The organism is Pseudomonas migulae (assembly GCF_043225285.1).
GTDB lineage: Bacteria > Pseudomonadota > Gammaproteobacteria > Pseudomonadales > Pseudomonadaceae > Aquipseudomonas > Aquipseudomonas migulae_C.
Genome location: NZ_CP171224.1, coordinates 3,041,917 through 3,060,521, shown reverse-complemented (window position 1 = coordinate 3,060,521; position 18,605 = coordinate 3,041,917). Strand labels below are relative to the sequence as shown.

Genomic DNA, 18,605 nt, shown 5'->3' with positions numbered 1-18,605 from the left:
GGGCGCGGGCGGGAAACAGAAACACGAGAGGTGATATGACTGACGGATAGAACTCCCGGCCGTCGTGGGTAGACATGTCCATACAAGCTATTTCAGACACCCCGAAACGACTGTAGGAGTGAGCCTGCTCGCGATTAGGGCCTCACAGTCAACATTTGTGTCAACTGTCAGACCCTCATCGCGAGCAGGCTCACTCCTACAGGGGTACTACGTTTTACTTAGTGGAACAGGACCGCAGTTTTCTGCAGGGTCACCCACACACCCCACGCCAACGGAATCCCCACCACCAGCCACGCGGCAATCGCCAACGGCTTGGTGCCCGCCGCCGCTTTCCACTCCAGCGAAGTGCTGGCATCAGCACCCTTGTCGTGGCCCAGCGCCTGTTCGGCGGCCAGCTCAGCGTCGGTCATGAAGTACTTGTCGGCCACCGGACGCACCAGCAGGTTGCAGATGAAACCCAGCACCAGCAGGCCCGAGAGGATGTACAAGGTGATGTCGTAAGCCGCGGCGCGTTCAACGCCGATGCTCAACTGATACTCACGCAGGTAGTTCACCAGCACCGGACCCAACACGCCCGCCGCTGCCCAGGCCGTCAGCAGACGACCGTGGATCGCGCCGACCATTTGTGTGCCGAACAGGTCCGCCAGGTAAGCCGGAACCGTCGCAAAACCACCACCGTACATCGACAGGATGATGCAGAACGCCGCCACGAACAGCGCAACGTTGCCCAGGTGACCGAGGTTCGGGATCAGTGCGTACAGCGCAAAACCCAGGGCGAAGAACACGAAATAGGTGTTTTTGCGGCCCAGGTAGTCCGAGAACGATGCCCAGAAGAAGCGGCCACCGATGTTGAACAGGCTCAGCAGACCGGTGAAACCGGCAGCAATAGCGGCGATCGAAGCCAGTTGCCCGGCGTCCAGTTGACCGAAGGTCTGGTCAGTACCCAGCAATTTACCGGCGAACACTTCCTGCAACAGCGGCGAAGCCATGCCGAGGATGCCGATACCCGCGGATACGTTCAGGCACAGCACCAGCCATACCAGACGGAACTGCGGGGTTTTCCACGCGACGTTCACGTGAACATGGCGATGAGTGATCATCGCGTTCGAGGCTTTTTTCGCCGGAGCGGTCCAGCCCTCAGGCTTCCAGCCAGTTGGCGGAACGCGGTAGGACAAGGCGCCACCGATCATGAACACGAAGTAGATCGCGGCCATCACCAGGAAGCTCTGCCAGACGCCGACACTGGTCGGCGAAGCGAAGTGGCCCATCAGGGCCGCGGCCAGCGGAGCACCGACCATCGCGCCACCACCGAACCCCATGATCGCCATGCCGGTCGCCATGCCGCGCTTGTCCGGGAACCACTTGATCAGGGTCGAGACCGGCGAGATGTAACCCAGGCCCAGGCCGATACCGCCAATGACCCCGGAGCCGATCCACATCAGCCAGATCTGGTGCGTGTACACGCCCAACGCCGAAATCAGCAGGCCACCGCACCAGCACAGTGCCGACACAACGCCAGCCTTGCGCGGGCCGGCGTGTTCAAGCCAGCCACCCCAGATCGCTGCCGAGCAGCCCAGGAAGATAAAGAACAGGGTGTAGATCCAGCCGAGCATCGAGATCGGCCAATCGCATTCAGACGAGAAAACTTGCGAGATGAAGCTCATTTCCGGCGCGCAGGCTACGGCCTTGGTCACGCCCAGTGCTTTGGACAATGGCAGCCAGAACACCGAGAAACCGTAAGCCATGCCGATGCAGAGGTGGATGGCCAGCGCGGCCGGTGGCACCAGCCAGCGGTTAAAACCGGGCTTGGCGATGATTCGTTCCTTGGACAGGAACGAGGGCTGGCCGGCGCTGAAGCCGTCCGCCGTGGTACTCGTACTCATTGTGTATCCCCCAATTATTAGTATGGTTCGCCAGCCACTGCTCACCCCCAGCCTTTATGCGCACGCATGACTGTCTTGTAGAGTAAAGCTCCATTTTGGTGCGACACCAGGTCGCAGAAGGACGGACGAACTGGCAGAGGTTACCATTTGCACGTGACAGAAAAACCAAACTGATATCACCTTTTTCAAAGTCATCTGTTCTCGTACCACTGAAGGAATTGCCATGCCGATCATTGTCGAGTTGCTGGACGAAGCCACCTATCAGGATCAGCAGGATCTGCAGAAGATCTACCGCGATGCGCCGGACTGGCTGTTTGCCCCGTTTGCCGGCGAGGCGCAGCTGATCGAAGGTTGCCTGCGCGACGGCTCGCTGATCGGCGGACGTTTCAACGATCGCCTGCTGGGCGCGGCACGCTTGCAACGGCACCAGGACGTCTGGCATCTGTCCCAATTATGCGTACGAAAAATTACCCGCCGCCGCGGGGTTGCCGAGCGGCTGGTGAACGAAGCGCAGAAAATGGCGTCGCAATCGGGTGCGACATTGCGCCTGCTGGCGCCTGCCGGGCACCTTGAAGCCCAGGCACTGGCTGCCAAACTCAAGGTGCCGCTGGACGCGTTGCCGGTTGATCGCTGACCGGTCGTCCGCTTCGGAGCGCTATACTCCCCGGCTAAATTCGAATTCGACTACTACAAGGACTCGCCCATGAAAGCGTTCGGCAAAATCCTGGGTCTGGTACTTCTCGGGCTGTTGCTGATCATTGTGGCGCTGGGCTTTGCCCTGACCCACCTCTTCGATCCCAACGACTACAAAGACGAGATCCGCCAGATTGCCCGCGACAAGGCCCACATCGAGCTGACGCTCAATGGCGACATCGGCTGGAGCCTGTTCCCGTGGCTGGGCCTGGAGCTGCACGAAGCCAGTGTCGCGACCCTGGCCAAGCCCGCCGAGCCATTCGCCGATCTGCAGATGCTCGGTCTTTCGGTCCGCGTGCTGCCGCTGCTGCGCCGTGAAGTGCAGATGAGCGACGTGCGTGTCGAAGGCCTGAACCTGCGCCTGAACCGCGACAAGGACGGCCACGGCAACTGGGAAGACATCGGCAAGGTTCCGGCGACGGCCAACCCGGCCACACCGCCCGTCACGCCGGGCCAACCGGCCCCGGACACCACCGTCCAAGTGGAAAAACCGGCGCAGCCGATCCGCCTCGACATCGACAGCCTGACCGTCAACAACGCCCGGGTCGAATACAGCGACGAGAAGACCGGCAAACTCTTCAGCGCCGAAAGCATCCAGCTGAGCACCGGCCCGGTCCACGATTCCACCAACATCCCGGTCAAGCTCACCGCGTTCCTCGGCACCAACCAGCCGGTCCTGCGGGTGCGCACCGAGCTCAACGGCGAGCTGCGTTTCGAACGCGCCTTGCAACGCTACAAATTCGAAGACTTGAAACTGTCCGGGGAAGTCGCCGGCGATCCGCTGCAGGGCAAGACCGTGACCTTCGCTGCGCAAGGGCAATTGCTGCTGGATAAAGCGGCGAACGTCGCCGAATGGACCGGTATCAAGATCTCCGCCAACCAGTTGCGTGCGCTGGGCGAACTGAAGGTCAACGACCTCGACAAGACGCCGCAAATCAACGGCGGCATTTCGATTGCGCAATTCGACCTGGCGAAATTCGTCGACAGCATCGGCCAGACACTCCCGGCGATGGCCGAAGGCAGCCTGAGTAAAGTCGAACTGGTCAGCCGCGTTGCCGGCACACCTACCAGCGTGTCGTTCGACAACATCAACCTGAAAGTCGATGACAGCACCTTCAGCGGGCGCATCGCCGTCGAGGATTTCGCCAAGCAATCGCTGCGTGCAGTCCTCAAGGCTGACACCTTCAACGTCGACCGCTACCTGCCGCCGAAATCCGCCGAAGCCAACAGCGCGACACAAGTGCGTCAGGCCGAAGTCGCCAGCACCGAAGCCGATGCCATGGCCGGCGCTGGCAGCACTCCGCTGCCGGACAAACCCACCAAAGGCGCGTGGAGCAGCGAGCGCCTGCTGCCGGTGGAACGCCTGAGCAAACTCGACGTGGACGCCGACCTGACCTTCGGCCAGTTGACCCTCGACAAATTGCCGATCCAGAACACGGCGCTCAAAGCCAATGGCAAAGAGGGCCTGCTGACCCTCGAAAACCTGCGCGGCGACCTGTACGACGGCACCTTCGAGTCCAGGGGCACCCTCGACGTGCGCCAGCAGACACCAGCGTTGAACATGCAGACGCACATCAGCAAAGTGCCTGTGGAAAAGATCCTCGAAAGCCAGGGTAAAAACCCGCCGGTCAAGGGTCTGGTCACCCTCGACAGTAACCTGACCGGCAGTGGCAACAGCCAGAAAGCGCTGATCGAAACCCTGAACGGCAACGCCAGTTTTGTCATCAACAACGGCGTGCTGCTCAATGCCAACCTCGAGCAGCAACTGTGCAAAGGCATCGCCACCCTCAACCGCAAAACCCTCAGTGGCGAATCACGCGGCAAGGACACGCCATTCCAGGAGCTCAAGGGCAACCTGACTTTCCGTAACGGCGTGGCCAGCAACCCGGACCTGAAAGTACGCATTCCGGGCATGACCGTGAACGGTGACGGCGACGTCGATCTGCGGGTGCTGGGCATGGATTATCGCGTCGGCATCATCGTCGAAGGCGATACCAGCGCCATGCCGGACCCGGCTTGCCAGGTCGGCGACAAATTCGTCGGCATCGAGTGGCCGCTGCGCTGCCGTGGCCCACTGGAGCTCGGCGCCAAGGCTTGCCGCCTCGACAACGAGCGCATGGGCCAGGTCGCGAGCAAACTGGCCGGCGACAAGATCAGCGAAAAGATCGACGAGAAGCTTGGCGACAAAGTCAGCCCGGAACTGAAAAACGCACTGAAGGGGCTGTTCAAGCGATGAGAGCCGAGCAGTTTTCATCGGCAGTGCTGGATTGGTACGACCGCCACGGCCGCCACGACCTGCCCTGGCAACAGGGCATCACGCCTTATCGGGTGTGGGTCTCGGAGATCATGTTGCAGCAGACTCAGGTCAGCACCGTGCTGAATTATTTCGACCGGTTCATGGCCTCGTTGCCGACGGTCGAAGCCCTGGCCGCCGCGCCGGAAGACGAAGTGCTGCACCTGTGGACCGGCCTCGGTTACTACACCCGCGCGCGCAACTTGCAGAAGACCGCGAAAATCGTCGTGGCCGAACACGGCGGCGAATTTCCGCGAGACGTGGAAAAGCTGGTGGAACTGCCGGGTATAGGCCTGTCCACGGCCGGCGCCATCGCCAGCCTGAGCATGGGCCTGCGGGCGCCGATCCTTGATGGCAACGTCAAACGCGTCCTGGCGCGCTTTACGGCGCAAGAGGGTTATCCCGGCGAGCCGAAGGTCGCGAAACAGTTGTGGGCCAACGCCGAGCGCTTCACGCCCCACGATAGGGTCAACGCTTACACCCAGGCGATGATGGATCTGGGCGCCACGCTCTGCACGCGCAGCAAACCGAGCTGCCTGCTCTGCCCCCTGGAAAAGGGTTGCGAAGCGCACATGCTCGGCCTGGAAACCCGCTACCCGATTCCCAAGCCGCGCAAAACCGTGCCACAGAAGCGCACGCTGATGCCGATGCTCGCCAACGGCGAAGGTGCGATCCTGCTTTACCGCCGCCCTTCCACGGGCTTGTGGGGTGGTCTTTGGAGCCTGCCGGAACTCGATGACCTCGACGACCTGCAGCATCTGGCCGCACAACACTCGCTGGAACTGGGCACGCAACAGGCACTGCCGAGCCTCGTGCACACCTTCAGCCATTTCCAGCTGTCCATCGAACCCTGGCTGGTTCATGTCCAGGAGGCTGGCCATCACGTGGCCGAGGCCGACTGGCTCTGGTATAACCTCGCCACCCCGCCGCGCCTGGGCCTTGCCGCCCCGGTCAAAACCTTGCTCGAACGCGCGGCCGCCGTATTGAACGCAGGAGAGTCGTCATGACCCGCACCATCATGTGCCGCAAGTACAACGAAGAATTGCCCGCCCTGGAGCGCGCTCCATTCCCGGGCGCCAAAGGCCAGGACATTTTCGATCACGTCTCGGCCAAGGCCTGGGCCGACTGGCAGAAACACCAGACCCTGCTGATCAACGAAAAACGCCTGAACATGATGAACGCCGAAGATCGCAAATATCTTCAGGGCGAGATGGACAAGTACTTCTCCGGCGAGGAATACGCCAAGGCTGACGGCTACGTTCCACCGGCAGAATAATCCCGCTTTATCGGGGGTCGGAACGTAAGCGACGGTAATAATTAAATTTTTTTTGAAAACTTGCTTGACGACCCCCTGAAAAACCCGTTTAATGCGCCCCGTTGCCCAGATAGCTCAGTCGGTAGAGCAGGGGATTGAAAATCCCCGTGTCGGCGGTTCGATTCCGTCTCTGGGCACCAAATACCGAAAACCCTGAATCGCAAGATTCAGGGTTTTTTTATGCCCGGGATTTAACCAAGCCCGGCACGCAGAGGCGTATACGGCTGATCAACGATCCGAAAACAACGCTCGCCTCAAGCAAGGCTCTGTAGTAGCGTTGTGCCACAAACTCGACCGGTGCCACGGAAATTCGCCTGTCGATGCCCATTCAATTCGCTGCCCGCGACGCAGCCGAATTACGCAACAAAAAGGACAGCCGACAACGCAAGGAATGCTTCCCCCGCAGTAAACCCCAAAGCGCTACACACCCTTCAGTCATAGGACATGGAAAAGTTATGTCAACAATCAACGAGCTCAAAGACAAGATCAACACGAAGACCTGGAACCTGGTGTTGCTCTCCATCGCCACCGCCGGGATTTATCTGATTTTGTGGCTGTACAAAAACAGCAAAATCATCAGCGACACCACCAAAGTCCGATTGGTCGATGACGTTTACATTATCTGGATCGCCGTATGCGCTGGTTTGAGCGGCACTTTCTCTAATCTGGGTAACGTGGCCCTGGATTTCACCTCTGCAATTCTCGGCCTTGCCAGTGGCGTGCTCTACATCGTTTGGGCATTCAAGGCCAAAACCGCGCTGACGGAATATGCCCTCAGCGAGCACAAGGTTGACCTGCGCATGAACGCTTTCTATACGTTCCTGTTCAACGTGTACTACATCAACTACTGCATCAACGATCTGCCGGAAGAACAACGCAAGCAGCAGATCCTGAGAGGCCAGACCGCTCAGGCCTGATGCCATGCGATGGGCGAGCAGCCGATTCGCTGCCGCCCATTCGCCATCATTTGACGCCTAACTTTCACCGGCCCAGTGAAAGACCAGATTACGGGCAGCACCACTTCCTACCTCTGCAGTATCGCGCCGCTCCTCACCGTTACGTGTCGCTACCACCGTGTACTTGCCGGGAGGCAACTGCACGTAAACCAGCGGCCCCGCCTGGTTCAGCGTCAGCACGGTTTGACCTTGCACCTTTTGAACAACCACATCGACATCCGGAACATATTTGCCCTCAGGCCCGATGGAAAAGGTCATGTGCAGGTTGTACCCCGTCGCTTGCTGGATAGCTTTCGCCTCATCCTCGCCGATACCGCCGGACAGATAAGTCACTCCGTTCTGGTCTTGTCGCTGAATTTGCACGCCCGAACTATCAATGGGCTCAGTGCTGGCGGCAGACAGCATCAACGGGAACATCAGCATGCCCAACGCCGCGATGGTCAATGCAAGGGAATGGACGTACTTCATGATCATGCCTCCCGGGCTCCATGGAGCCCATTTGTCATGCCATTTAGATTTCCTGTCGAACGTTCGGGTTTTAGATTGATTGGTAGTTGAGTCCAGCGCTAATCGAACTACACACCAAACTTTTGTGACGCACTGCGTCACGAATCAGCGATCCCCCCTGCCTCCTTAATTCGGAACTCAGTGCGTTCCAAATCGGACTGAGCCGTTCAGACGAATTTCGCAATGAGGGGCATTGCATGAACCTCACATCGAAGCTCATTCTTGGGCTCGTCATCTGTAGCAACCAACCTTATGAACCTACAAAGCATGACGCCAACTGCACAGGCAGCCCTTTCAACGACGCAGTTGCATGCCGAACCGTTCAAAGAGCCCGCCGCAGACGGCTTCACCCTCGGCGGCTTCACCTGGCGGCACGCGCCTGCGGATCTCACGCGCCCGGTCGTCATCATCAACGCCGCCACCTCGGTCCGTTGCCGACACTACTCGCGTTTCGCCGATTACCTGTTCGCCAACGGCTTCGACGTCATCACCTATGACTACCGTGGCATCGGCGAGTCGCGCCCCGAATCCTTGAAAGGATTTGCAGCCTCATGGTCAGACTGGGGCGCGCTGGACTTCGAGGCGATGCTCAAGCGCGCCCAGCGAGAATTTCCCGGCCAGCCCATCGATGTCGTCGGTCACAGCTTTGGAGGCTGTGCGGCGGGCCTGGGGGCTTCAGGGCGGCTCATTCGACACTTGGTGACCGTCGGTGCGCAATTCGCTTACTGGCGTGACTATGCGCCGGCACAGCGCTGGAGGATGTTCGGCAAGTGGCATGTAGTAATGCCGCTGATCACCATGATCTGTGGCTACTTCCCCGGAAAGCGCCTCGGCTGGCTGGAAGACACGCCCGCCGGCGTGGTTCGCGACTGGAGCACGCCCACCCGTCGATATGAAACGCGGCCCAGCGGTCGCACGCTTGCCGAAAAGCCGGGCGCGACAATGTATGCCAAAACCCTGGCCATCAGCATCACCGATGATCCTTACGGCACAATCCCGGCCATCGAGCGCCTGCTCGGCTACTTCAGCAACGGCACGAATACCCACCTGCGAATCGCCCCCGAAGACATCGGCGAGGAGGAAGTCGGACATTTCGCCTTTTTTCGCAGCGCATACCAAGCCACACTATGGCCCATTGCACTGTCCTGGCTGCAAAGCGGCGAGCTGGCCCCCGGAACACCCGGGCGGCCAGTGCCGCGCAGCGAGTCCTTTTAACGCACGACGGATCAAAACCCATGGCCTCCGCCAACAAGCAGCAAAAACGCGCCACACGCGCCAAAGCCAAGGCCAAGCAGAACCGCACCCAACGGGCTGCCGCGCCGGTCGAGCTGGACCCGAACGACGATCGCATCGACTTTGAATCGGTAGACCTCACCGAGCTGTTCAAGAAGATGATCGACGCCGAAAAAACCAGCCAACAGGCAATGTGCGTTGCGTTCCTTGAAGACCCGTTGCTGGAACTGGTGTACGAGCAGGAAGGCGAGGAAGGCGCGATGGACTTCATCCTCGCCGCGCTTATCGAATACCGCCAATGGTCCACCGAAGTCGATGAAGCCGGCGCCCTTGCCTGGATCGAATCCCCGGCCTTCCAGGCCGACTATGTAGCGGCCTCCGACATCATCGCAGCCCAAACCCAACAAACACCGAACTGAGTTCCCATGGCCTCCCTGAACAAGCAACAGAAACGCGCCAAACGCGCCAAGATCAAAGCCAAGCAGATCAATATCCACGGCAGGAAACCCGCCGCACTGGAAGACGATCTGGGTGAAATCGGCGAGCAGATCCCGGAATACACCCTGGCGATGTTCAGCAAGATGCGAGACGCGGAAGCCATCAGCCGCAACGAGATGCTGCTGACACTGCTGACGAACCTCGCCGGCATCATCAACGACCATCCCGAACTGCTGGACATGGAAAACGCCGACAACGAAGCCATGGCCGCCACCCACCTGGCCGCCGACATGCTGATCGACTACCGCATGTGGACCGACGGCATGGACCGCGATGCTGCACAGGCCTGGCTGACCGATCCGCAGTTCATCACCGACTTCGGCGATGCGCTGGACAGCTATCGCCAGTCGCTGGATGCGCAGGAAGACAAGGGCGAGTAAACGCCCTCGGCAAAAAAAAACGGCCGCTTGTCATCACTGACAGCGGCCGTTTTTTATGCACTGACGAACAACCAATCAGGCAGCAACAGCATCCAGGCGCGGGATTTCCATCCCTACCTTGGCACTGGCGTAGCTCAGGTCACCGCTGGCGATGGATTGAGCCTTGAAGCCGGCACCGATCAGGTCGCGCACGTACAGCTTGTTGTAGATGAACATGAATACGAAGTTGCTGAGGCCGAAGGTGAAGCAGGCCACGATGAACATGATCGCTGCCCACTTGATGTCGCCACGGAACAGTGGCGGCAGGAAGCCGAAGAAAAACACGGTCCACGAGAAGCCGATCGGGGCTTCCTTCATGGCTCCGGTGTTAGGGTTTTTGAATACAACCGATGTAAACGCCATGCCTGTCTCTCCTTGATGCCCCAATGGGTTGGCTGAATGGCCGGGCTAGCTCCACGCAGCACTGGCTCGTGACTGCCGCGCAATCGGCAGGCGCACGCAAATGCATCCGAGACTCGTGTCAGATGAGGGAGCAGGCAAGAAAGGGTCGAGTGCTTTAGCCAGGAAGGCTGGGGACGTCGAACAATCCTTGTCCTGAAACTCCATCGCATCTCGCAACAGCGAGATACACATTCGGCGAGAAGGCTACTATCTCGACATCATCGTGTCCATCCGAACGCCAACCGAATCACGCCCCGAATGAAAGCAAAAACGACCGCGATCATGACTGAAGGCGGTCGTTTTCGGTGTATCGACAGCGGACGTTACGCTTAGCGCGCCACTGCTCCGACCAGCTGTTCATTACGACGACGGCGCGCCACGAACATGCCGGCGGCTACCACACAAAGGCTCAGCAAACCGGTCGCGAGGATCTCCACGCGATGGGCATCCTGGAACAGCATGATGGTCAGGGCCGCAACGATGAAGATGATCACCGCGTAGGTAAGGCCCGGGAACAGCCACATGCTGAAGGCGATTTTTTCACCGCGGGCCATACGCTGTTTGCGCATGCGCAGTTGCGAGATCGCGATCACCAGGTAAACCAGCAACGCAATGGCACCGGAACTGGCCAGCAGGAACTCGAACACGGCAGCCGGGGCTACATAGTTGGCGAAGGTGGCCAGGAACGCAGCGCCGGTGGACAGCATCACGGCCCAGTAAGGCGTACCGCTTTTGTTGGTGCGTGTGGACACGGCCGGTGCATCACCGCGTTTGCCCAGGGAGAACATCATGCGCGACGAGGTGTACAGCGCCGAGTTCAGGCAGCTGGTCACGGCGACCAGTACCACGATGTCGACGATCATCTTGGCGTTCGGGATGCCCATGCGCTCAAGCACGGTCTGATAGGAACCGACGCTGGCCAGTACCGGATCGTTCCAAGGCACCAGGGCCACGACGATGAAGATCGACACGAGGTAGAACAAACCGATCCGCCAGATCACCGAGTTGGTGGCCTTGGAGATTTGCTTGCCAGGGTTCTTCGATTCCGCGGCCGCGATGGTCACGATCTCGGTGCCCATGAAGGAGAACATGGTGGTCAGGATCGCGCCCAATACCGCGCCCATGCCGTTCGGCAGGAAGCCCTGGGTGTCGAAAATGTGCGAAACGCCGCTCACCTGGCTGTTCGGCAGGAAACCGAAAATCGCCAGAACGCCGAGGATAATGAAACCGATGATTGCCACAACCTTGAGCAGGGCGAACCAGAACTCGAACTCGCCGTAGTTCTTCACGCTGAACAGGTTGGTGATGGTCAGCAACATGGTGATGACCAAGGCGAAAGCCCAGATATCCACACCAGGGAACCAGGCATGCAGGATGGTCGCGGCGGCGTTGGCCTCCAGCGGGATCACCAGGACCCAGAACCACCAGTACAACCAGCCGATGGTGAAACCGGCCCAGTGACCGATCGCGCGATCGGCATATGTCGAGAAGGAGCCGGTGTCTGGCGAAGCAACCGCCATTTCACCCAGCATGCGCATCACCAGCACCACCAGCATACCGGCGGCGGCATAGGCCAACAGCACGGCCGGGCCTGCTGCGGCGATCGCGTGACCCGAGCCAACGAACAGGCCGGCGCCGATAACACCGGCAATCGACAGCATGGTCACATGACGCGGTTTGAGCCCCTGTTCGAGGCCGTTAGAGCTTTGGGTATTGCTCATTGAAACTACCTTTGTAAGGAAAAGCGAATGCGTGCATCCCGCTTCAGGTTCTCTTCTGTAAAAAGAAACCAACGGGGCGTTCCGGAATCTGCACGCAATAATTGCGCCAAAATGTTTCAAAACCCTCTATCCCGGCGATCTCACCCTGACCGGACGGTCATCGCAAGTCATTGAAAGTAATGGCCATTTGCCAAGGCGTTACCCAGTGACCCACTTTATGGACGAATCAGCGCACCGGAAACACACCCACAAAAGGCACAACGCACGATAAAAGTGCAGATCCGGAACGTTTGGCCGGTTAGCGCTTCCAACACCCCGCCAAAGCTGGCAACATCGCGCCCTTTTTGCGAAAGCCGCCGTGCTTTCCACTGGAAAGCCGGGTTCAAACGGTTGTTCGGTTGATAGCAGCGCGACAGTCTGCTGTACCGATGCGACAACCTGCCACACACCGCCCGTTTACCGCCCGAAGCGCTGTTGGCTGCCATTCAGACGCTATGCTAGGTTGGCCGCCTCGCCAGGAAGGCCCGCCAACAGCAGGAGCGCAATACACAATGAGGAACGCACATGGCTGAGGCCACGCCCGCGCTTGAAATCCGCAACTTGCACAAACGCTACGGACAGCTTGAGGTGCTCAAAGGCATCTCGCTGACCGCCCGCGACGGCGATGTGATCTCGATCCTGGGCTCCTCCGGTTCCGGCAAGTCCACGTTCCTGCGTTGCATCAACCTGCTGGAAAACCCGCACCAGGGACAGATCCTGGTGGCCGGCGAAGAACTCAAGCTCAAAGCCGCCAAGAACGGCGAACTGGTCGCGGCCGACGGCAAGCAGATCAACCGCCTGCGCAGCGAGATTGGTTTTGTGTTTCAAAACTTTAATCTGTGGCCGCACATGAGCGTGCTCGACAACATCATCGAAGCCCCGCGCCGCGTGCTCGGCCAGAGCAAGGCCGAAGCCATCGAAGTCGCCGAAGCCTTGCTGGCCAAGGTCGGCATCGCCGACAAGCGCCATGCCTACCCGGCGCAACTGTCCGGCGGCCAGCAACAACGCGCGGCCATCGCCCGTACGCTGGCGATGCAGCCCAAGGTGATCCTGTTCGACGAGCCCACCTCCGCCCTTGACCCGGAAATGGTCCAGGAAGTACTTAATGTCATCCGCGCACTGGCCGAAGAAGGCCGCACCATGCTGCTGGTCACCCACGAAATGGGCTTCGCCCGTCAGGTGTCCAGCGAAGTGGTGTTCCTCCACCAGGGCCTGGTAGAAGAGCAAGGATCGCCACAGCAGGTGTTCGAAAACCCGCTTTCGGCGCGCTGCAAACAATTCATGTCCAGCAACCGCTAACGGAGCTACCCGCATGCAGAACTACAAAAAGGTCTTCCTGGCAGCCGCCGTCACCCTGGCGTTCAGCGCCGGTGCCATGGCCGAAACCCTGAAGATGGGCATCGAAGCGGCCTACCCGCCGTTCAACAACAAAGATGCCAGTGGCAATGTCGTCGGCTTCGACAAGGAAATCGGCGACGCCCTGTGCGCCAAGATGAAAGTCGAATGCACCGTGGTCACCTCCGACTGGGACGGCATCATCCCGGCCCTGAACGCCAAGAAGTTCGACTTCCTGATCTCCTCGATGTCGATCACCGACGAGCGCAAGCAAGCCGTCGACTTCACCGACCCGTACTACTCCAACAAGCTGCAGTTCATCGCCAAGAAAGACGTCGACTTCAAAACCGACAAGGACGCGCTGAAAGGCAAAGTGATCGGCGCCCAGCGCGCAACACTGGCCGGCACCTGGCTTGAAGACAACATGCCGGACGTAGAAACCAAGCTCTACGACACCCAGGAAAACGCTTACCTCGACCTGACGTCGGGTCGTCTGGATGGCATCCTGGCGGACAAATACGTCAACTACGAGTGGCTGAAAAGCGACGCCGGCAAGCCTTACGAATTCAAAGGCGACCCGGTGGAAGAAAGCGACAAGATCGGTATCGCCGTTCGCAAGAACGACCCGATCCGCGAGAAGCTGAACGTCGCACTGAAAGAAATCGTTGCTGACGGCACCTACAAGAAGATCAACGACAAGTACTTCCCGTTCAGCATCTATTGATTCTGACCTGCCGGACCGGCGTCGTTTCCCGACGTCGCCGGTCCCCGGCATTGCCTGCCGCGATTTGAAAAGAAATCCATGATTATCGACCTATACGGATTCGGCCCGGCGCTCGCCGCTGGCGCGCTGATGACTGTGAAACTGGCACTCTCGGCCCTGTGTCTCGGGCTGGTGCTCGGTTTGCTCGGCGCCTTGGCCAAGACTTCCCCGTACAAGCCGTTGCAATGGCTTGGCGGCACGTATTCGACACTGGTTCGCGGCATCCCGGAATTGCTCTGGGTGCTGTTGATCTACTTCGGCACGGTCAACCTGATGCGTGCCCTGGGCGAGTTTTTCGGCAAGCCCGACCTTGAACTCAACGCCTTTGCCGCCGGCGTGATCGCGCTGGGCCTGTGCTTCGGCGCCTACGCCACGGAAGTGTTCCGCGGCGCGATCCTCGCCATTCCCAAAGGCCACCGTGAAGCCGGTGTGGCATTGGGTCTTTCGAAGTTTCGCATCTTCACCAGGCTGATCATGCCGCAGATGTGGCGCATCGCCCTGCCCGGCCTGGGCAACCTGTTCATGATCCTGATGAAAGACACCGCGCTGGTGTCGGTGATCGGCCTGGAAGAAATCATGCGTCACGCGCAAATCGGCGTGACCGTGTCCAAACAGCCGTTCACCTTCTATATGGTCGCCGCGTTCATGTACCTGGGCCTGACGATTCTCGCCATGACCGGCATGCACTTCATGGAAAAACGCGCCGCTCGCGGCTTCGCGAGGAGCACCCAATGAACTGGGAAGTCATCATCAAGTGGCTGCCGAAACTGGCCCAAGGCGCAACGCTGACCCTGGAACTGGTGGCCATCGCCGTGATTGCCGGCCTGTTGCTGGCAATTCCCCTGGGCATCGCGCGTTCATCGCGGCTGTGGTGGGTGCGGGCATTTCCCTACGGCTACATCTTCTTTTTCCGTGGCACGCCGTTGCTGGTTCAACTGTTCCTGGTCTACTACGGCCTCGCGCAGTTCGACGCGGTCCGTAACAGCTCGATGTGGCCGTACCTGCGCGATCCGTTCTGGTGCGCCACCGCAACCATGACCTTGCACACCGCGGCCTACATCGCCGAGATTCTGCGCGGGGCGATCCAGGCGATTCCACCGGGCGAGATCGAAGCGGCGCGGGCGTTGGGCATGTCCAAGGCCAAGGCGCTGTTCTACATCATCCTGCCCCGAGCCGCCCGCATCGGTCTGCCGGCGTACAGCAACGAAGTGATCCTGATGCTCAAGGCCAGCGCCCTGGCCAGCACCGTGACCCTGCTGGAACTGACCGGCATGGCTCGCACCATCATTGCCCGGACCTATCTGCCGGTGGAGATCTTCTTCGCCGCAGGCATGTTCTATCTGCTGATGGCCTACGTGCTGGTTCGCGGCTTCAAGCTGCTGGAGCGCTGGTTGCGCGTCGATGCCTGCCAAGGGCGCTGATTCCAGCGTGCTGACGGGCGAGACCCTCCTCGCCCGCTTCATGGCGCTGGATGCTTTTCTGATCGAGCATCAGGCGCTGTGGAAACCTCGACCGTTTACCCATCTGCGACTTCCTTGGGAAACGTCCTATCCAGAACTGGCTGAATGGCTACGCGGGCGGTCGCTGGAAGACGCGGAAGACAGCCACAACCAACCTTGCCTGCTGGATGCGCCGGAGCCGTTTGCTTCGCTGGCGGCGTTATCCCTTGAGCTGGGTTCGGTGGGTGAGCTGCCGGCGCACACACTGGAAACCGCAGGGCATCGCTTGAATGTCGATGTGCCCGGACGCAAGTGGCAGCAGATCGAGGCGTTTGCCAGTCGGCTGTCATTTACCGCACCGCCGACGCATTGGCTGGATTGGTGTTCCGGCAAGGGACATCTGGGGCGCCGGTTGTTGCAAACCGGTCAGCAACTCACGTGCCTTGAATATGATCCTGCGCTGGTGTCTGCCGGTCAGGCGCTCAGTCAGCGTCATCAATTGCATGCGCTGCATGTCGAGCAGGATGTGCTGGCCCCTGGCGCCGCCTCTTTGTTGAGTGCCAGTCACACGCCGGTCGCGCTGCATGCCTGTGGTGATCTGCATGTGCGGCTGATCCAGCTCGCCAGCGTCGCGGGCTGCAAACAACTGGCGGTTGCGCCGTGTTGCTATAACCGGATCAGCCGCAGCGAATATCAGCCGGTTTCCTCGGTGGCTGCTCGCTCCTTCCTACAACTGAACATCGAAGATCTTTCGCTACCGGCGAGCGAAACCGTCACCGCCGGCGCCCGTGTCCGACGTCAGCGCGACACCTCCATGGCCCGACGCCTGGCGTTCGATCTGCTGCAACGGCGGTTGCGCGGGGTTGATGAATACCTGCCGACGCCGTCCTTGCCCAGCGCCTGGCTGGATACTTCTTTTGCCAACTACTGCCATCATCTGGCCGCACTCAAGGAGTTATCCACAGTTGGCCCGCAAGACTGGTCCGCGCTCGAGGCAGCCGGTTGGCAGCGTCTGGCGGAAGTCCGCAATCTGGAGCTGCTGCGCGGACTTTTCCGACGCCCATTGGAACTTTGGCTGATCCTCGATCGGGCACTTTTCCTGTCCGAGCAGGGCTATACCGTTCGTCTCGGCACCTTCTGCGAAACCCCGCTTACGCCGCGTAATTTCCTGCTGCTCGCCGAACGCCCTTGAAGGCGCGCAGCCTGTGGATAACTCTGTTGATGAAATTATCGTGGATCCAATATCTGCGGATGTTTCAAGGCTGAAACTGAACTGTTCAATTTTCGTACACATGCAGAAAAAAGCGGAAAAACAGGTATTTGCAGTCAAATGAGAACAGATCCACATTTGCACTATTGACTCCATGGAGCCGAGTCTTCCGTTGTGCATAAGCGTTAAGCCAAAAGAACATAAACGACCTGTAAATCCTCGACTATCTTTGCCAAGCGCCAGAATTCTCTGACGTCAGGGACAGCAAGGAGCTGAGAAATCATGAGCACATTGAACAGTGCACAGGAAGCCGTCGATACCGTCGCCAACCAAGCCATTTACGCTGCACTGCAGCAAACCTTCGCGGTGGGCGGCGCCATCATCAACAACGCAACGGGCGAAGTCATCGCCGCCCTGCACAACAACGTGCTGATGCCCTTTCCGGGCAGCGGCACCCCCTATTTCCTGCCCCATGACCCGACCGCCCACGGCGAGCGACAATTGGTGGACTGGTACTACGAAAACGCAGCGCCACTGAACCTGCCACCGCCCAACCAACTGACCGTGGTCACCACACTCGATCCCTGCGCCATGTGCGCCGGTTCGCTGCTGACCGCAGGATTCAACGTCGCCGTCAGTGCGATCGATGACTACGCAGGCATCAACTACAACAGCCAGTTCACCTTTCCGTCATTGCCGCCGCAAATCCGCCAGCAGGCGCAGGCCACTTGGGGCTACTACGCGATTGCAGCGCCGGTCAGCCGTGTCTACCAGGGTACGAACAGCCCGGTGTTCGGCGGCCAGACCATCGATTCGGCGGCATACTTTTTGTGCAGCTCGATCTTCTCCGCCAGCGTCAACACCGTGCGCGACGCCAGCAACAACAGCGGCCTGCCGCCGAATCAACTGCAAAACCCGGCCACCCTGCCAGCCAACAGCAAAGTGCGTCAGGCACTGACAGCGCTGAGCCCCTTCGCGCTGACCGTGCAATCGACCAACCCACGCGATCCCGGCGTCGAACTCGCGGCTCCCCTGCTGAAAACCGCACAGCAAAGCACAGTGTTCAACTCAGTGGCGCTGATCGACCCGTTCGGCAACCTGCTGGTGTGCCAGGGTGGCGTCGAGAACCAGTCGCCGATTCGTACAGCCTTCATGGAAACGACCCGCAACTACGCGGTAATGCGCTGGACCCTGATGAACGACCCCGATCCGGCCATTCGCGCCCAGGCCGAGCAATACCTGACCCATCCGAAGTACGGCACCTTCGTCTTCCTCTACGCCCCCGACCCGACAACCCCCCAGGCCGTAATGACCTTCGGCGCCTACGGCTCAACCATGGAAGGCCCCGTGCCGCAAAGCTATCCGTCGAACCTGCAATACGTATTGCTGCCGGGCAATACCACCGCGCAGGCGTTGTCCACACTGGCCCAGAACCTGCCGCCGTTCTATACGCAGAGCGTGCAAGTAGCGCCTGCGCAGGTGCTGAGTCAGGACTTGATCAACGCGGTTAAAAACGGCGTGTGATGCTTCGTTGGCCAGCCCTGTAGATGCGTCCGTGGGGCTGGCTTGAAGCGTGCGCAAAAATAGTCTGAATTCAGGGGTTTACAGAAGCTATCCAATCGCTATAATCGTCGCCCTAACACGCCGGTATAGCTCAGTTGGTAGAGCAACTGACTTGTAATCAGTAGGTCCCGGGTTCGACTCCTGGTGCCGGCACCATACAAAACGAAGCCCTCGCAGAAATGCGGGGGCTTTGTTGTTTCTTGGGTGTCCACATTTCGTCCACATCTCGCCCTCTCATTACAACCTCGCGACAGCCCGTCTTTTGCACCATACGTTCACATTTCAATATTTATGCTGAATGAATACCCAAGCGGAAGCTAACGATCTGTCGGAAGT

At 59.5% G+C, this 18,605-nt stretch carries 18 protein-coding genes and 2 tRNA genes; 16 read left to right on the top strand and 4 right to left on the bottom strand.

The window, feature by feature from the left end; all coding sequences use genetic code 11:
• Window positions 1-218: 218 nt before the first annotated feature.
• The gene (locus ACF6ZU_RS14245; RefSeq protein WP_392893423.1) at window positions 219-1,883 is read right to left on the bottom strand and encodes an OFA family MFS transporter; all 1,665 of its coding nucleotides are present in this window, start codon (window positions 1,881-1,883) and stop codon (window positions 219-221) included.
• Window positions 1,884-2,106: 223 nt separating this feature from the next.
• Between ACF6ZU_RS14245 and ACF6ZU_RS14240 the strand changes: the two genes are divergently transcribed.
• From ACF6ZU_RS14240 to ACF6ZU_RS14215, 6 genes are all read left to right on the top strand, one after another.
• Complete coding sequence (locus ACF6ZU_RS14240; protein ID WP_392893421.1) at window positions 2,107-2,517, top strand: acetyl-CoA sensor PanZ family protein; 411 nt, start codon at window positions 2,107-2,109, stop codon at window positions 2,515-2,517.
• A gap of 69 nt (window positions 2,518-2,586) precedes the next feature.
• Complete coding sequence (locus ACF6ZU_RS14235) at window positions 2,587-4,812, top strand: AsmA family protein (RefSeq protein ID WP_392893419.1); 2,226 nt, start codon at window positions 2,587-2,589, stop codon at window positions 4,810-4,812.
• Window positions 4,809-5,876, top strand: coding sequence for an A/G-specific adenine glycosylase (gene mutY / locus ACF6ZU_RS14230; protein ID WP_392893418.1), 1,068 nt, complete (start codon window positions 4,809-4,811; stop codon window positions 5,874-5,876). The genes ACF6ZU_RS14235 and mutY overlap by 4 nt, the downstream gene beginning before the upstream one ends.
• Window positions 5,873-6,145, top strand: a complete 273-nt coding sequence (locus ACF6ZU_RS14225) for an oxidative damage protection protein (RefSeq protein WP_392893416.1) — start codon at window positions 5,873-5,875, stop codon at window positions 6,143-6,145. Before mutY ends, ACF6ZU_RS14225 begins: the two co-directional genes overlap by 4 nt.
• A 103-nt stretch (window positions 6,146-6,248) precedes the next feature.
• Window positions 6,249-6,324: transfer RNA gene (locus ACF6ZU_RS14220), tRNA-Phe, on the top strand.
• A gap of 315 nt (window positions 6,325-6,639) precedes the next feature.
• Window positions 6,640-7,101 carry a hypothetical protein gene (locus ACF6ZU_RS14215; RefSeq protein ID WP_392893414.1) on the top strand — a complete coding sequence of 154 codons (462 nt, stop codon included), beginning with the start codon at window positions 6,640-6,642 and terminating at the stop codon, window positions 7,099-7,101.
• 57 nt (window positions 7,102-7,158) lie between these two features.
• Here ACF6ZU_RS14215 and ACF6ZU_RS14210 read toward each other — a convergent pair whose 3' ends face one another.
• Window positions 7,159-7,608 carry a carboxypeptidase regulatory-like domain-containing protein gene (locus tag ACF6ZU_RS14210; RefSeq protein ID WP_392893816.1) on the bottom strand — a complete coding sequence of 150 codons (450 nt, stop codon included), beginning with the start codon at window positions 7,606-7,608 and terminating at the stop codon, window positions 7,159-7,161.
• A gap of 306 nt (window positions 7,609-7,914) precedes the next feature.
• On the opposite strand from ACF6ZU_RS14210, the gene ACF6ZU_RS14205 reads away from it, so the two are divergent.
• From ACF6ZU_RS14205 to ACF6ZU_RS14195, 3 genes are read left to right on the top strand one after another with little or no spacing between them, the layout of a single operon-like run.
• Entirely contained in the window at window positions 7,915-8,862 is a 948-nt protein-coding gene (locus ACF6ZU_RS14205) for an alpha/beta fold hydrolase (RefSeq protein ID WP_392893412.1), read from the top strand.
• A 20-nt stretch (window positions 8,863-8,882) separates the two neighbouring features.
• Window positions 8,883-9,299: a hypothetical protein gene (locus ACF6ZU_RS14200; RefSeq protein ID WP_392893410.1), complete on the top strand. Its 417-nt coding sequence runs from the start codon at window positions 8,883-8,885 to the stop codon at window positions 9,297-9,299.
• A gap of 6 nt (window positions 9,300-9,305) precedes the next feature.
• Complete coding sequence (locus tag ACF6ZU_RS14195) at window positions 9,306-9,758, top strand: hypothetical protein (RefSeq protein ID WP_392893408.1); 453 nt, start codon at window positions 9,306-9,308, stop codon at window positions 9,756-9,758.
• A 75-nt stretch (window positions 9,759-9,833) separates the two neighbouring features.
• On the opposite strand, the gene ACF6ZU_RS14190 is transcribed toward ACF6ZU_RS14195, so the two are convergent.
• Window positions 9,834-10,160, bottom strand: coding sequence for a hypothetical protein (locus tag ACF6ZU_RS14190; RefSeq protein ID WP_017336019.1), 327 nt, complete (start codon window positions 10,158-10,160; stop codon window positions 9,834-9,836).
• A 368-nt stretch (window positions 10,161-10,528) separates the two neighbouring features.
• Entirely contained in the window at window positions 10,529-11,920 is a 1,392-nt protein-coding gene (gene gabP / locus ACF6ZU_RS14185; protein ID WP_392893406.1) for a GABA permease, read from the bottom strand.
• 564 nt (window positions 11,921-12,484) lie between these two features.
• On the opposite strand from gabP, the gene ACF6ZU_RS14180 reads away from it, so the two are divergent.
• The 7 genes from ACF6ZU_RS14180 (at window position 12,485) to ACF6ZU_RS14150 (ending at window position 18,425) form a co-directional block, all read left to right on the top strand.
• Complete coding sequence (locus ACF6ZU_RS14180) at window positions 12,485-13,258, top strand: ABC transporter ATP-binding protein (protein WP_007897462.1); 774 nt, start codon at window positions 12,485-12,487, stop codon at window positions 13,256-13,258.
• 13 nt (window positions 13,259-13,271) lie between these two features.
• Complete coding sequence (locus ACF6ZU_RS14175; RefSeq protein WP_084318234.1) at window positions 13,272-14,018, top strand: ABC transporter substrate-binding protein; 747 nt, start codon at window positions 13,272-13,274, stop codon at window positions 14,016-14,018.
• A 78-nt stretch (window positions 14,019-14,096) separates the two neighbouring features.
• Complete coding sequence (locus ACF6ZU_RS14170) at window positions 14,097-14,792, top strand: ABC transporter permease (RefSeq protein ID WP_392893403.1); 696 nt, start codon at window positions 14,097-14,099, stop codon at window positions 14,790-14,792.
• Window positions 14,789-15,478, top strand: coding sequence for an ABC transporter permease (locus tag ACF6ZU_RS14165; protein ID WP_109627445.1), 690 nt, complete (start codon window positions 14,789-14,791; stop codon window positions 15,476-15,478). Before ACF6ZU_RS14170 ends, ACF6ZU_RS14165 begins: the two co-directional genes overlap by 4 nt.
• The gene (locus ACF6ZU_RS14160; RefSeq protein WP_392893401.1) at window positions 15,459-16,688 is read left to right on the top strand and encodes a methyltransferase; all 1,230 of its coding nucleotides are present in this window, start codon (window positions 15,459-15,461) and stop codon (window positions 16,686-16,688) included. The genes ACF6ZU_RS14165 and ACF6ZU_RS14160 overlap by 20 nt, the downstream gene beginning before the upstream one ends.
• Before the next feature lie 300 nt (window positions 16,689-16,988).
• Complete coding sequence (locus tag ACF6ZU_RS14155) at window positions 16,989-18,230, top strand: nucleoside deaminase (RefSeq protein WP_392893399.1); 1,242 nt, start codon at window positions 16,989-16,991, stop codon at window positions 18,228-18,230.
• Window positions 18,231-18,349: 119 nt separating this feature from the next.
• A tRNA-Thr gene (locus tag ACF6ZU_RS14150) sits at window positions 18,350-18,425 on the top strand.
• Window positions 18,426-18,605 lie beyond the last annotated feature (180 nt).